Raw genomic sequence first — 12,500 nt, 5'->3', positions numbered from 1 at the left:
GTCGTCGGCGTCACGCCGGTCCCCGCGAGGGCAGACCGGTCGCGGCGGTTGCAATCCTAAAAAAGCCCCATGGCCGCGCCATTGCGAGATGCCCGGCGAGGGCCGGATCGGTCTTGCCCGAACCGACGCTTCGCGCGACACGCAAGACCATCATGCTCAAAACAGCCTTCGTCGCTGCGCGCGACCGTCAGCGCCTTTCGGAAATCGCTTCGGTTCTGATCGGCTTCGGGCTGACCAAGATCGTTGACCGACTCGGGCTGCACAACATCCCGCTCATTCCCCGCCGAACGCCGCGGGTCGACGTCACACGGCTCTCGCAGCCGGAGCGGCTGCGCCGCGCCATCGAGACCCTGGGGCCGACCTTCATCAAGTTCGGTCAGGTTCTGGCGAGCCGCCCCGATCTGCTCTCGCCGGTCTGGACCGACGAGCTGGAGAAGCTGCACAGCCAGGTGAAGCCGGTGCCGTGGGCCCTGATCGGGCCGCAGCTCGAAGCCGATCTCGGCGCGCCGCCGGAACAGGTCTTCGCCGAATTCGACCTCAATCCGATCGCCTCGGCCTCGATCGCCCAGGTCTACCGGGCGCGCCTCCATTCCGGCGAGGAGGTCGTGGTCAAGGTTTTGCGGCCGGGGCTGCGGAAGATCATCGAGGCGGATCTGCGGCTGATGGCGCACGGCGCCCGCATCGTCGAGGCGGAGTGGCCGGAGATGGCCCGCTACCAGCCTCAGGAGCAGATGCGCCACCTCGCCAACGGCCTCAACGGCGAACTCGATCTGCTCAACGAGGCTCGCAATTGCGAGATGATCGCCGAGATCTTCGCCGGACGGGACGACATCGTCATCCCGAAGATTTTTTGGGAGTGGTGCTCCGAGCGGGTGCTCGTCCAGGAGTTCATCCACGGCGTCTCGCCGAACGATGCCGCCGCGCTACGGACGATGGGCGCGGACAAGAAGGCGCTGGCGCAGAAGGGCTGCGACGCCTTCCTCCGCATGGCGCTGATCGAGGGCGTGTTCCACGCCGACCCGCATCCCGGCAATCTGCTGATCCTGCCCGGCAACCGGATCGGCTTCATCGATTTCGGCATCGTCGGGCGTCTGTCGCAGAAGCGGCGCCAGCAGCTCCTCGTTCTGATCGGCGCCATGCTCAAGCAGGATGTCGATGGCCTGATGGCCACGCTCCTCGATTGGACCGGCACGTCGAATCCGGACCTGAGCAAGCTGGAACAGTCCGCCCAGAACTTCGTGCAGGCTCATTCCTCGATCCCGCTCAATCTCGGGCTCGTGCTCACCGACTTCATGACCATGGCCCGCGAGAACGATCTCGCGATGCCGACCGATCTGGCGATCCTGTTCAAGGGGCTCGTCACCGCCGACGGCGTCATGCGCCAGCTCGACCCCGCTTTCGACCTGTTCGCCGCCGCCGGCCCGACCGTGCGGGCGAGCATGCGCTCGCAATTCTCGCTGCGCGGCCTGATGCGTAAGGCGGAATCGCTCGGGACCGGCCTCTACGGCGCGGCCTCCGAGCTGCCGACGCTGATCCATCTCATGCTGGTGCGCCTCAAGCAGGGGCGCGTCACCGTCGAGATCGAGCTGAAGGGGATGGACAAGCTCGTGCGCGGCATCGAGCGGGGGGCCGCGCGGGTCGCCGTCGGCCTCGTCGTGGCGGCGTTCGCGACACAGCTCGCGCCGCGGCTCATCGATCTCGGCACGCCGGCCTTCGTCATCATCGGGATGACGGTGGCGGTGCTCGGCATCGGCTGGCTGGTGTTGCTGAGCCGCGATCGTTGAGATCGACCGGGCGGTCCCGGTCAGCTGAACGGACGGCCCGCTTCGAGTCGAAGGGCGCCGGGAATTCCGAGACGGATGGGCGCGCGGCCGCCGCCCAGGAGGGCGGGGCCGGTTCTGTCGCGGGGGGCGAAAGCCGGGTCTCAGGCGCGGATGACGGGCTTGGCCTTGAGGGCGGCGGCCAGCGCCTTGAGCTGGCGGTCGAGATCGGCCAGTTCGTTCAGGGCGATGGTCTTGTGCCCCGCCTTCACCGCGCGCTCGATGTCGCTGACCTGCGAGGAGGCCATGCGCTTCAATTCAATCGCGAGTTGGTCCCTGGTCATCGGCGCTCCTTTCGTCACCAGGCTCGATGGGCCGGTGATAGGGGCTCAGGCTTAACCGGGAGTTTTCTCCGGGGCTTTCGCGTTCACCGTTCCGATCGTTCCGGCCTGCCATCCATCACGCGGCCGAAGGCTTGAAGGGAGGGCGGATGCAGGCCGAACGGGCTTCATATCATGAGCAGGAAGGGGGAAGAGGGCGCTACGGAGCGCGCCGCCGCGGAGGCCGCCTTCGAAAAGACGCGCCGGGCCGACCGTGACACCAGCCGCATCCGCTGGCTGCGGGATCAGGTCACGCGGCTGCGCAAGCGCCTGCCGCTGCGGCGGCGCTTCTCCGGCGGGCTCGCGCATGGCGTAATGTCGGCGGTCGCTGCCATCGTCGCTTACCTGCCGACGCAGGTGCTCGGCTTGCGCGAAGGATTCTGGGCGGCGATCACCGCGGTCGCCGTCGCGCAGACTGAGTTCGGCGCGACCCGCTCCACCGCCCGGGACCAGTTCACCGGTGCCGCGATCGGCGGACTGATCGGGCTTTCCGCCTACCTGACCCTGGGACCGTCCCTGCCGACCTACGCGGCCACGGTCGTGCTCGCGATCCTGGCCTGCTGGCTCGTCAACGTGGCGAGTGCCTGCCGACTGGCCGGGATCACCGCCACGATCATCCTGCTGGTGCCGCATCTCGGGCCGGTTGAGCGGATGGCGGGATCGCGGGTGCTGGAGGTCGGCTGGGGCGTCTGCGTGGCGATCGGCACCGTCTGGCTTGTGACACGCCTGAACCGGAGGTTCGGGATCAAGCTCTGACGCTTGCAGATCAGCCTTTCGAACGTCACCCCCAGGCGGCTTTCGCGGGGCAGTGCGGCCGATGAAGAGAGCAAGTCGCTCATCGTAGGATCGGATGGTTTCGAGAGCCTGCGACAGGGGTTCGCCACACCTCAGCAGGCGATGAAACAGGAGATGGATGAACAGACCCGCATCGGCGCCGTCCGGATAACCGTCCGGTCCGATCACGCAGTGCGACCCGTTCTCCAGAAATGCCGATGCGAAAGCCTGCGAGCCGGACAGACAGGCGGTGCTGACGAGGCTCGTCCCCGGTAGATCGGCATGCTGCGCGATCACCTCCGGCATCGAGCCGTCTCTGAGGGAAGCCGTATCGATACTTTCCCTGAAGGCCCCGAAGATCAGGCCCGTTTCGTCGCCATGGCGCAAATCACGATCTAGGGCGGCGCGGTTACACCTTGCCCTATGACCCATAGGAAATCGCCGGGCGTCCCGATCAGGTGCAAAAGCACGGCGGCCCCGAGGGATTCGAGGAGCGCGCGTATCAGAAGCGCTTCACCGCCATCACCGATGGCGACCACGGCCACCGGCGTGCGCGGCCGAAAAAAGGCCTGATCGATCACCATCCGGAACACCCTTGTCCGTGAGGACAAAACTTGTGGCGGCCGACTAAGGGCGGAAGGAACTTGGCCGTACGCACCCCGGGTTTCCTGCGGCAGTGCCTGAACGGCATCACCGGTCGAACCTCGAGGACGTCTTATGAAAGCACTGTGCTGGCACGGCAAGGGTGACATTCGCTGCGACACGGTGCCGGATCCGACGATCGAGGATTCCCGCGACGTCATCATCAAAGTGACCTCCTGCGCGATTTGCGGCTCCGACCTCCACCTGATGGATGGGCAGATGCCGACCATGAAGTCGGGCGACGTGCTCGGTCACGAATTCATGGGCGAGGTGGTCGAGACCGCGCCGGGCTTCACCAAGTTCAAGAAGGGCGACCGCATCGTCGTGCCCTTCAACATCAATTGCGGTGAGTGTCGCCAATGTAAGCTCGGCAACTTCTCCGTCTGCCAGCGCTCGAACCGCAACGCCGAGATGGCAGCGGCACAGTTCGGCTTCACCACCGCCGGCCTGTTCGGCTACTCGCACATCACCGGCGGCTATGCCGGTGGGCAGGCCGAGTATGTGCGCGTGCCCATGGCCGACGTGGCCCCGATGAAAGTGCCCGAGGGCATGGACGACGAATCGGTCCTGTTCCTCACCGACATCCTGCCGACCGGCTGGCAGGGCGCCGAGCATTGCGAGATCAAGGGCGGCGAGATCATCGCCGTGTGGGGCGCGGGGCCCGTCGGACTGTTCACGATCCAATCGGCCAAGATCATGGGCGCCGAGCGGATCATCGCCATCGATACCGTGCCCGAGCGCCTCGCGCTCGCCGGGAAATACGGCGCGACCGACATCATCGACTTCGCCAAGGAGGACGTGTTCGAGCGCATCAAGGAGATCAGTCGGGGCGAGGGCGCCGACGGCGTCATCGACTGCGTCGGCATGGAAGCCAGCGCCGGCCACGGCCTCTCCGGCGTGATCTCGACGCTGCAGGAGAAGCTGACTTCGACCGAGCGGCCCTATGCCCTGATGGAAGCGATCCGCGCCGTACGGCCCTGCGGCATCGTCTCGGTGCCCGGCGTCTATGGTGGGCCGATTCCCGTCAACATGGGTGCGATCGTCCAGAAGGGCCTGACCCTCAAGAGCGGCCAGACCCACGTGAAGCGCTACCTCGAACCGCTGACCAAGCTGATCCAGCAGGGCAAGTTCGACACCGCCTCGCTGATCACCCACCGCTCCGCCGACCTCGCGGACGGGCCCGACCTCTACAAGACCTTCCGCGACAAGAAGGATGGCTGCGTCAAGGTCGTCTTCCACCCGAACTGAAAGCACAGCGAAGGAAGGTCTCGGAGCGAGCCATGGCGCACAAAGACGGTTTGAGATTCGGCGATCTCGGCCCGCGGGCCGTCCCTCCCTGCGTCGACGCGTCGAGGATGGTCTCCGAGGAGACGGACTGGCACACGCCCTGGCTCGCCCGCATCCTGCCGAACATCGAGCGCATCGCCGCCGCCCGTCCGGAGCGGACCGTGTTCACCCGCTTCGTGCCGATCGGTTCGCCCGAGGAGTGCAAGGGGGCGTGGCGGCGCGACTACGGCACAGGCCCAAGATGACCCTGGATGCGCTCGGACCGGAGAGGGTCGATCGGGTGCCGAGCGTGACCCGCTTCGGGCCGCCGGCCAAGGTGGTCGACACGTTGGTCTACTCGCCCTGGCTGAAGCCTGAACGGGCCGGTTTGCTGGAGGCGGAAGCAATCGACACCCTCGTCGTGACGGGCGGTGAGACCGACGTCTGTGTGCTGGCGACCATCCTCGGCGCGGTCGATCGCGGTTACCGCGTGATCGTCGCTTGCGATGCGGTGTGTTTTTCCGCCGAGCTATCAGGCGGGCGTGGGTGGCCGCACCGCCGGAAGCCGTCCCGGCTACGGGATGCGCCGCAGCCTCGACACCCGCGGCACGCTCCATCCGCTCTCGACGGCGGCTCTCGTCGCCGGCGTCGGGTTCGCCGCTGCGGCAATCCTGCTCGGCGGCACCCGCCACCGCTGATGCCAGCCCGCGGACGACGCTGGCCGCTCGTTTCGACCCACGCTCTGCCGAACCGGCATCTATTTCGGCGGAGCGCACCGCAAGCCCAACCCCATGGATGCCTCTGAAACGGATCCGACGTGGCGAACCTGGACACAACCCTGGATATCTTCTCGGCTCTGCTCGCATCCGAGCAACCGGTTCCGGTCGCCGAGGCCGACGAGGCGATCTGGGCCTATCTCGCCGCGTTCGGCGGTCTCGATGCGCAGGTGCGGGCGCTCGACCGGCTCGGGCAGGGCGTGGCCGGTCTCGACGCTTCGTCCGCCTTCATGCCGAGCCTGCGCGACGCCCTGGATCGCCACCGGGCGCGCCTCGCCGAACCGTCCGCCTGACGGCCCTTCTCAGAACAGCTTTCGCCAACGGCGAAGCCGGCCCCTCCGACCTGCTTTCAAGAGGGTTTGCCGCCCGTCTGATGGAGCGAGGCACCCTGCACCGATCAAGCGGCGGGGTTCGACCCCATCGAGTGCATGAACACGGCTATTCTCGCATTTTCGAGATGCGAACCTGAAGTCTTTAAGGCTGCGCTTGCAACAGGGTGGTGCATAAAAAGCGCGAATGGCGACGCTTCTGTTTCAGGGATGCGTCCATCGTCCGGCGAACAGCTGAGACTTGTTGTCAGGAGCAATCATTCGTTGGCGTCATATTATCGCCTCTTGTTTCGGTAGAGTGTGGGCATCTCACAGATTGACGGTACGGACAGCGCAGGCGACGGCGCACCGTGCGCCTCACCCTCGTCGCTGATTTGGATGCTGCATGCTCAAGTTTGCCCTCACCGCTGCTCTGGCCGCCATGCTCGCCTCGCCGGCGATGGCGGGGGATTTCGATGGGACGTGGTCGGTTCAACTCGTGACCGAGAGCGGCATGTGTGACGCCCAATACAGCTACACCCTGGCCGTACGGGACGGACAGGTCCGCCCGGTCACCGCGGTGGCTTCCGGCGGCACTACGGTGAGCGGCCGCGTCGGTGCGGATGGGGATGTGGGCCTGAACGTCGCGGCAGCGGCCGCAAACGGGACCGCCTCGGGCCGGCTCCAGGCCCGCTCGGGCTCCGGCACATGGCGCGTCTCCGGCGGCCTGTGCACTGGCCGTTGGGTCGCCAAGCGCCACACGCTCCGGACCGCGCTCGCCGAGTAATCTGATCGTCTGTCGTTCGAAAAGAGAGGGGCGAGCCCGCCAGGCTCGCCCCTTTTTCGTGCATTCGTGTGGGAGCGGTCCGTACGTCGTCAGACGGCGGCTTCGAGCCAAGCCCGCGCCTCGCCGATGCGGGCGCGCTCGAACACCTTGATCTGCACCGGCGAGACGAAACCGAAGGTCTCGGCCACGGCCTTGAGCCAGGTCGCGTCGGTGACGAGGGCGACGTGGCTCACGCCCTTCATCATCGAGATGCCGAAGCGCGGGTCCTTGAAGAAGGCCGCCGGCTCCATCCCCTCGAAGCTGCGGATGTCTTCCAGGAGTTTGATGCGGCCGCCCTTGTCGAGGTCGGCCTTCATCGCGGTCATGACCGTGTTCATCTCCTCATCGGAGATCTTCCCATCGACGACGATCTCGGCGATGGCGGAATCGGGCTTCTTCTCATAGGTCAGCAAGGCGCGGCGCTCCTCGAATGAGCCGAGGACGAGCGCGCCTGCAGGAGACTGCGAGCGACCTCGGCCGACGGCGGACGGACGCGATTATAGGAAGCTCTGCGGGTCCACGTCGATTGCGACCTTGAGGTTACCCCGCGGCTTCGGTCCGCGTGCCAGCCAATCCCGCAGATAACTCTGCACGTCGATGCCGCGCTCGGTCTTCACCAGCAGCCGGAATCGCCAGCGCCCGCGTATCAGGGCAAGCGGCGCCTCCGCCGGCCCGAGAACGGAGACGCCGGGCGGCGGTTCGGCAACGCGCGCCAGCGCCTGACCGTGCGCCTCGGCCTTCTCCCGCTCTTCCCCGGAGACGATCAGCGCGGCGAGCCGCCCGAACGGCGGAAGCCCCGCTGCCTCGCGGGCATAGATCTCTTCCTCGTAGAAGCGGTCGGCATCCCCCGAGAGCAGGGCGGCGATGACCGGATGCTCGGGCTGGTAGGTCTGCACCAGGGCGCGCCCTGGCCGCTCGCCGCGCCCCGCACGTCCCGTCACCTGCTGCAGGAGCTGGAAGGTGCGCTCGGCCGCGCGCGGATCGCCGGAGGTGAGACCGATATCGGCATCGAGCACCCCGACGAGGGTCAGGTGCGGGAAGTTGTGGCCCTTGGCCACGAGCTGCGTCCCCACAACGATGTCGCAATCGCCCGCCGCCACCGTCTCCAGCTCCTGGCGCAGCCGCTCGGCGCCACCGGGAAAGTCGCTCGACAGCACGACGATGCGCTGCTCGGGGAACAGCTCGGTCACCTCCTCGGCGATCCGCTCGACGCCCGGCCCGCAGGGCGTGAGGTGATCGAAGGCGCCGCACTCGGTGCAGGCCTCCGGTTTGCGCTCGGCGTAGCCGCACTGGTGGCAGACCAGCGCGCGGCGGAAGCGGTGCTCCACGAGCCAGGTCGAGCAGTTGCGGCACTGGTAGCGGTGGCCGCAGGCCCGGCACAGGGTGAGCGGCGCGTAGCCCCGGCGGTTGAGGAACAGCAGCGCCTGATCGCCCGCGGCCAGCGTGCTCTTGACCGCGTTCACCATCGGCGGCGACAGGAAGCGCCCGCGCTCCGGCTTGTCGAGGCGCATGTCGATGGCCGCGATGTCGGGCATGGGCCGCCCGCCGAAACGGCCGGGGAGCGCGACGTGGCGGTAGCGCCCGCTCTGCGCGTTGACCCGCGACTCGATCGACGGCGTGGCCGAGGCGAGCACCACCGGGCAACCCTCGATCTTGCCGCGCACCACCGCCATGTCGCGGGCGTGATAGTGGACGCCGTCCTCCTGCTTGTAGGCGGATTCGTGCTCCTCATCGACGACGATCAGGCCGAGATTCCGGAACGGAAGGAACAGGGCCGAGCGGGCGCCGACCACCACCGAGACCTCGCCCGCGGCCACACCCGCCCGCAGCCGCTCGCGGCGCTTGCCGCCGATTCCGGAATGCCAGGTCGCCGGCCGGACCCCGAAGCGCCCGGCGAAGCGGTCGAGAAACTGCGCGGTCAGTGCGATTTCCGGCATCAGCACCAGGGCTTGCCGCCCCTGCCGCACGCACTCGGCCACCGCCTCGAAATAGACCTCGGTCTTGCCCGAGCCCGTGACGCCTTCGAGGAGGATGGTTTCACCGGTCGCAGCATCGGCGGGGGAAGGGGCGTTCGCGACGAGGGCGTGCGCCGCCTCAGCCTGCGCGTCGGATAGCGGCACCCGCGGATGGTCCGGGTCCGGCGGCAGCGCCACCGGCTCGGGCATCAGCGCCACGGTCTCCAGCGCGCCGTCATCGATCAGTCCATCGACCACGCTGAGCGAGACCCCGGCCTCCTTGGCGAGCGCGCTCTTGCCCCGCACCGCGTTGTCGGCAGCCACAGCCATCACCTTGCCGCGGGCGACCGTTTGCCGGGTCGGCGGCTTGCCGGCGGCGCGCACACCGACACGCGGCGCTTCGTTGCGGGCGGCCTCGTCGGGCAGGCGCAGGGCCATGGCGAGCGCCGAACCCTTCGGTGCCAGGGTGTAGCGCGCCAGCCAATCGACCAGCTTGCGCAAAGACTCCGAGAGCGGCGGCGCCTCGACCTTGCCCGTCACCGGCCGCAGGTTTCCCCCCGAGACCCGCTCGTCGAGCCCCCAGACCACGCCGATCGTCTCGCGCGGACCCAACGGCACCTGCACGATGTCGCCCTCGGCGAGGGTCAGCCCGGCCGGCACCGCGTAGCTGTAGGCGGTGTCGAGCGCGAGCGGGATCAGGATCTCGGCGACGGCAGGCATGGAATCATGAGGGAATCACGAGGGCAGTCTGATTTGTTCTATATATGTTCTTGTCGACGAAGGCGAATGCGGCTTGGCCCTTATCCGCGGCTTGGCCCTTATCGGATGTCCGGGAGCCCTCGCGCAACGGGAACGGCCGACAGGCTCACCGCGGCCATCACCCAGAACCCTTTCGTACCGACATGATCGTAGAGGAAGCCCGAGAGCAGCAGCATCAGCGCGGAGGCGAGCCCGAGCCCGAAGGTGCCGTAGACCGTCAGCGCCGTCGCCCGGCGCTGCTCCGGCACGGTCTCCACGATGAGCCGCAGGCAGGCGAGATGCAGGAGCGCGAAGGTCAGCCCGTGCAGCGCCTGGATCAGGACGAGTCCGGGCAGCCAGGAGGTCTGCGCCTGCACCGCCCAGCGCAGCGCTCCGGCAAGCGCCGCGAGCGCCAGCGCCCGATCCGGCCCGATCCGCGCCAGGAGCCGCGGCCCGAGCCAGAGGAACACCGTCACCTCGGCCAAGACCGCTTCCGCCCAGAGCAGGCCCGCCACGCGCGGCCCGATTCCCGTCGCCTGCCAGACGATGACCGCGAAGGCGTCGTGCATCGCATGCGCGCCGATCACGAGGGCAGCGGCGAGAACGAACCGGCGGAAGCGGGCATCCGCGGCAAGTGCCGCGAACCCGCCGCCCGCGTCCTCGGCCGGCCTCGCGGGCACGGCATTCCCCGCGAGGCGCAATGTCAGCGCGGCCCCGGCGGCGAACAGGACGCCACAAGCGAGCGGGCCGGCACCGTAGCCAAAGATCCCGATGATGGAACCGGCAAGGACGGTGGTGGCGATGAAGGCGGCCGAGCCAGCGCCGCGGATGCGGCCGTAGACGGCTCCGTCACGGCTGCCGGCGAGCGCCACCGTATCGGCCAGCGGCGCGAGCGGCGCGGTCGCCGCCGCCTGGGCGAGGGCGATGGCCAACAGCATGGAGCCGTGACCGCCGAGGAAAGCCAGGGTCAGCAACGCCGAGAGGGCAAGTCCTCCGGCCAGGAAGGCCGGCACGGCGCCGTGCCGGTCGGCGAGCCGCCCGATCAGCGGTCCGGCGGCAAGCCGGACCAGCATCGCGGCAGAGAGCAACGTTCCGATTTCGCTCGGTCCCAATCCCCGCGTTTCGAGGAACGCAGGCAGGAAGGGTGAGAGCGCACCATAGGCGCCGTAGAGTGTGGCAAAGAGCAGGAGGAGGCGGCCCGAACCGGTCCGTACGTCGCGCTCCGTGCCTTCCTCCGTCGCCAACACCCCGCGCGCCTCACTGCAGATTCCTGCGGCGACCCTGCCAGGGAATGCCTGCGGATCGAAGTGCGGGAGGCCGCACTCTGCCTGTATCGACGGCCGATCCGCCGTTGACGCACAAGCGTGAACACGCAGAGTTCGTCGGAAGCATTGCGTGTCTCTTCATCGTTGCGTCGAAAAAATTGGACGATGACCGCTCTCCTCTGCAACGCATTCGCCGACGCGACGCTCGCGATGGCTGTACGACCATGAGCGGAACGAGCCCCGACGGGACCGAAGGCGTCCTGCTGCTGCACGGCATCGCCCGCCGGGCCGCCTCGCTCCGCCCGCTCGAGCGCCGGCTGGCACGCGCCGGCTACGTCACCCTCAACCTCGATTATCCGGCGCGGCGGCTCGGATTGGCCGACCTCGCCGAGGGGATTGCGCCCACGGTCGCAGCCTTCGCGGGGGAGGTGACCCGCCTTCACATCGTCACCCATTCCATGGGCGGCCTCGTCGCCCGCGTGCTCCTGGCCCGGCGCCGGCCGGACAATCTCGGGCGCGTGGTGATGCTGGGTCCGCCCAATGGCGGCAGCGAGATTGCCGATGCGCTGCACCGCCTTGCGGCCTACCGCCGCTTCTTCGGCCCGGCCGGCGCCGAACTCGGCACGGAGCGCGGGGCAGCGCAGGTGCGCCTCTTCGGCCGGGTCGATTACCCGCTCGGCATCATCGCCGGCAGCCGCAGCCTCTATCCTCTGGCGTCGCTGCTGCTGCTGCCGGGGCCGAACGACGGACGCGTCACGGTCGCGCGCACCCGCCTCGACGGGATGACCGACCATATCGTGCTGCCGACCGCGCACCCGACGATGATGTGGAACCGCCGCCTGGCCGCCGAGACCCTGCACTTCCTGCGGGAGGGGCGCTTCAGCCGCCAATGAAGGATCGCGCCGCAGGTCGGCCAAGGGCTGGTCCGTAGGAACGAGCCGGCAACCAGCTCTTGGAACGATGCGCGATCCGTTCCATTTTCCTCAAGTCGACAGGCTGCCCTCGCCTTCAAACTGGTCTAAGGAGCGTGCTGCCGACGGTCGCGCTCCGGGGCTCGTCGGCCGTGTGGCGGTCATGCCGCCCGTCTCGACGTGTCACCCGAGATAAAGGGGCCTCCATCGGCCATGAGCAGCCTCGTCACCGCGCCCGGCGCGACCACCCGCCCGCAATCGCAGCTCGTAACCGTGTTCGGCGGTTCCGGCTTCCTTGGGCGCCACGTGGTGCGGGCCCTGGCAAAGCGCGGTTATCGAATCCGCGTCGCCGTGCGCCGGCCCGATCTCGCCCTGTTCCTGCAACCGCTCGGCAAGGTCGGTCAGATCGTCGGCGTCCAGGCCAATCTTCGCTATCCCGACTCGATCCGCCGCGCGGTCGAGCATTCCGATATCGTCATCAACCTCGTCGGCATCCTGCAGGAGTCGGGCAGCCAGCGCTTTTCGAAGCTCCAGACCGAGGGGGCCGGCGAGATCGCCCGAGCCGCCACGGCAGTGGGGGCCAAGCTCGTCCATGTCTCGGCGCTTGGCGCCGATCCGGATTCACCCTCGCTCTACGCCCGCTCCAAGGCGCTCGGCGAGGCGGAGGTGCTGCGCGCCTCTCCTGATGCCGTGATCTTCCGTCCCTCGCTGGTCTTCGGGCCCGGCGACGGCTTCTTCAACCGCTTCGCCTCGCTCGCGACCTTCCTGCCGGCCCTGCCGCTCGCCGGTGCGCAGACCCGCTTCCAGCCGGTCTTCGTCGGCGATGTCGCCGAAGCGATCGCCCGCGCGGTCGATGGGTTGGCGCCCGGCGGTCGGGTCTACGAGCTTGGCGGCCCGGA

Annotated in this window: 14 protein-coding genes and 1 pseudogene (1 of these 15 only partly in view); 10 read left to right on the top strand and 5 right to left on the bottom strand. The window is 68.3% G+C overall.

Going from position 1 to position 12,500, the window contains the following annotated elements; all coding sequences use genetic code 11:
- Positions 1 to 152: 152 nt before the first annotated feature.
- A complete protein-coding gene (locus Y590_RS05935) occupies positions 153 to 1,784 on the top strand; it encodes an ABC1 kinase family protein (RefSeq protein ID WP_060772179.1) in 1,632 nt (543 codons plus the stop codon).
- Positions 1,785 to 1,924: 140 nt separating this feature from the next.
- On the opposite strand, the gene Y590_RS05930 is transcribed toward Y590_RS05935, so the two are convergent.
- Positions 1,925 to 2,104: a hypothetical protein gene (locus Y590_RS05930; RefSeq protein ID WP_003604447.1), complete on the bottom strand. Its 180-nt coding sequence runs from the start codon at positions 2,102 to 2,104 to the stop codon at positions 1,925 to 1,927.
- A gap of 171 nt (positions 2,105 to 2,275) precedes the next feature.
- Between Y590_RS05930 and Y590_RS05925 the strand changes: the two genes are divergently transcribed.
- Positions 2,276 to 2,896, top strand: coding sequence for an FUSC family protein (locus tag Y590_RS05925; protein WP_060769036.1), 621 nt, complete (start codon positions 2,276 to 2,278; stop codon positions 2,894 to 2,896).
- A gap of 413 nt (positions 2,897 to 3,309) precedes the next feature.
- On the opposite strand, the gene Y590_RS26975 is transcribed toward Y590_RS05925, so the two are convergent.
- Positions 3,310 to 3,498, bottom strand: coding sequence for a hypothetical protein (locus Y590_RS26975; RefSeq protein ID WP_060769035.1), 189 nt, complete (start codon positions 3,496 to 3,498; stop codon positions 3,310 to 3,312).
- 133 nt (positions 3,499 to 3,631) lie between these two features.
- On the opposite strand from Y590_RS26975, the gene Y590_RS05915 reads away from it, so the two are divergent.
- From Y590_RS05915 to Y590_RS05900, 6 genes and pseudogenes are all read left to right on the top strand, one after another.
- Positions 3,632 to 4,804, top strand: a complete 1,173-nt coding sequence (locus tag Y590_RS05915) for a zinc-dependent alcohol dehydrogenase (protein ID WP_060769034.1) — start codon at positions 3,632 to 3,634, stop codon at positions 4,802 to 4,804.
- Positions 4,805 to 4,836: 32 nt separating this feature from the next.
- Positions 4,837 to 5,088, top strand: coding sequence for a hypothetical protein (locus Y590_RS27250; RefSeq protein WP_286161862.1), 252 nt, complete (start codon positions 4,837 to 4,839; stop codon positions 5,086 to 5,088).
- Positions 5,085 to 5,285 (top strand): annotated as a pseudogene (locus tag Y590_RS27245) (isochorismatase family protein); the annotation flags it as partial. The gene Y590_RS27250 and the pseudogene Y590_RS27245, both read left to right, overlap by 4 nt.
- A gap of 79 nt (positions 5,286 to 5,364) precedes the next feature.
- On the top strand, positions 5,365 to 5,520 hold the full coding sequence (locus tag Y590_RS25520; RefSeq protein ID WP_286161902.1) for a hypothetical protein: 156 nt from the start codon (positions 5,365 to 5,367) through the stop codon (positions 5,518 to 5,520).
- A 119-nt stretch (positions 5,521 to 5,639) separates the two neighbouring features.
- Complete coding sequence (locus Y590_RS05905) at positions 5,640 to 5,891, top strand: hypothetical protein (RefSeq protein ID WP_060769033.1); 252 nt, start codon at positions 5,640 to 5,642, stop codon at positions 5,889 to 5,891.
- A 421-nt stretch (positions 5,892 to 6,312) separates the two neighbouring features.
- Positions 6,313 to 6,693, top strand: a complete 381-nt coding sequence (locus Y590_RS05900; RefSeq protein ID WP_060769032.1) for a hypothetical protein — start codon at positions 6,313 to 6,315, stop codon at positions 6,691 to 6,693.
- A gap of 89 nt (positions 6,694 to 6,782) precedes the next feature.
- On the opposite strand, the gene Y590_RS05895 is transcribed toward Y590_RS05900, so the two are convergent.
- From Y590_RS05895 to Y590_RS05885, 3 genes are all read right to left on the bottom strand, one after another.
- The gene (locus tag Y590_RS05895; RefSeq protein ID WP_060769031.1) at positions 6,783 to 7,145 is read right to left on the bottom strand and encodes a SpoIIAA family protein; all 363 of its coding nucleotides are present in this window, start codon (positions 7,143 to 7,145) and stop codon (positions 6,783 to 6,785) included.
- An 84-nt stretch (positions 7,146 to 7,229) separates the two neighbouring features.
- The gene (locus Y590_RS05890) at positions 7,230 to 9,407 is read right to left on the bottom strand and encodes a primosomal protein N' (RefSeq protein ID WP_060769030.1); all 2,178 of its coding nucleotides are present in this window, start codon (positions 9,405 to 9,407) and stop codon (positions 7,230 to 7,232) included.
- 98 nt (positions 9,408 to 9,505) lie between these two features.
- Complete coding sequence (locus Y590_RS05885; protein WP_060769029.1) at positions 9,506 to 10,672, bottom strand: MFS transporter; 1,167 nt, start codon at positions 10,670 to 10,672, stop codon at positions 9,506 to 9,508.
- A gap of 242 nt (positions 10,673 to 10,914) precedes the next feature.
- Between Y590_RS05885 and Y590_RS05880 the strand changes: the two genes are divergently transcribed.
- Positions 10,915 to 11,583: an alpha/beta hydrolase gene (locus tag Y590_RS05880; RefSeq protein ID WP_060769028.1), complete on the top strand. Its 669-nt coding sequence runs from the start codon at positions 10,915 to 10,917 to the stop codon at positions 11,581 to 11,583.
- Positions 11,584 to 11,814: 231 nt separating this feature from the next.
- Positions 11,815 to 12,500, top strand: the 5' portion of a protein-coding gene (locus tag Y590_RS05875) for a complex I NDUFA9 subunit family protein (RefSeq protein ID WP_060769027.1). It continues 484 nt past the right edge of the window; the window shows 686 of its 1,170 coding nt (coding positions 1–686); the start codon lies at positions 11,815 to 11,817; its stop codon lies off the right edge, out of view.

The organism is Methylobacterium sp. AMS5 (assembly GCF_001542815.1).
Lineage (GTDB): Bacteria > Pseudomonadota > Alphaproteobacteria > Rhizobiales > Beijerinckiaceae > Methylobacterium.
The sequence above is the reverse complement of the archived record's forward strand: the minus strand, read 5'-3'. Positions and strand labels throughout refer to the sequence as shown.

What these genes read in the sequence shown, in the direction of transcription:
- Y590_RS05935 (WP_060772179.1), top strand. Translation starts at nt 153, where the DNA reads ATGCTCAAAACAGCCTTCGTCGCTGCGCGCGACCGTCAGCGCCTTTCG.
- Y590_RS05930 (WP_003604447.1), bottom strand. Translation starts at nt 2,104, where the DNA reads ATGACCAGGGACCAACTCGCGATTGAATTGAAGCGCATGGCCTCCTCG.
- Y590_RS05925 (WP_060769036.1), top strand. Translation starts at nt 2,276, where the DNA reads ATGAGCAGGAAGGGGGAAGAGGGCGCTACGGAGCGCGCCGCCGCGGAG.
- Y590_RS26975 (WP_060769035.1), bottom strand. Translation starts at nt 3,498, where the DNA reads ATGGTGATCGATCAGGCCTTTTTTCGGCCGCGCACGCCGGTGGCCGTG.
- Y590_RS05915 (WP_060769034.1), top strand. Translation starts at nt 3,632, where the DNA reads ATGAAAGCACTGTGCTGGCACGGCAAGGGTGACATTCGCTGCGACACG.
- Y590_RS27250 (WP_286161862.1), top strand. Translation starts at nt 4,837, where the DNA reads ATGGCGCACAAAGACGGTTTGAGATTCGGCGATCTCGGCCCGCGGGCC.
- Y590_RS05900 (WP_060769032.1), top strand. Translation starts at nt 6,313, where the DNA reads ATGCTCAAGTTTGCCCTCACCGCTGCTCTGGCCGCCATGCTCGCCTCG.
- Y590_RS05890 (WP_060769030.1), bottom strand. Translation starts at nt 9,407, where the DNA reads ATGCCTGCCGTCGCCGAGATCCTGATCCCGCTCGCGCTCGACACCGCC.
- Y590_RS05880 (WP_060769028.1), top strand. Translation starts at nt 10,915, where the DNA reads ATGAGCGGAACGAGCCCCGACGGGACCGAAGGCGTCCTGCTGCTGCAC.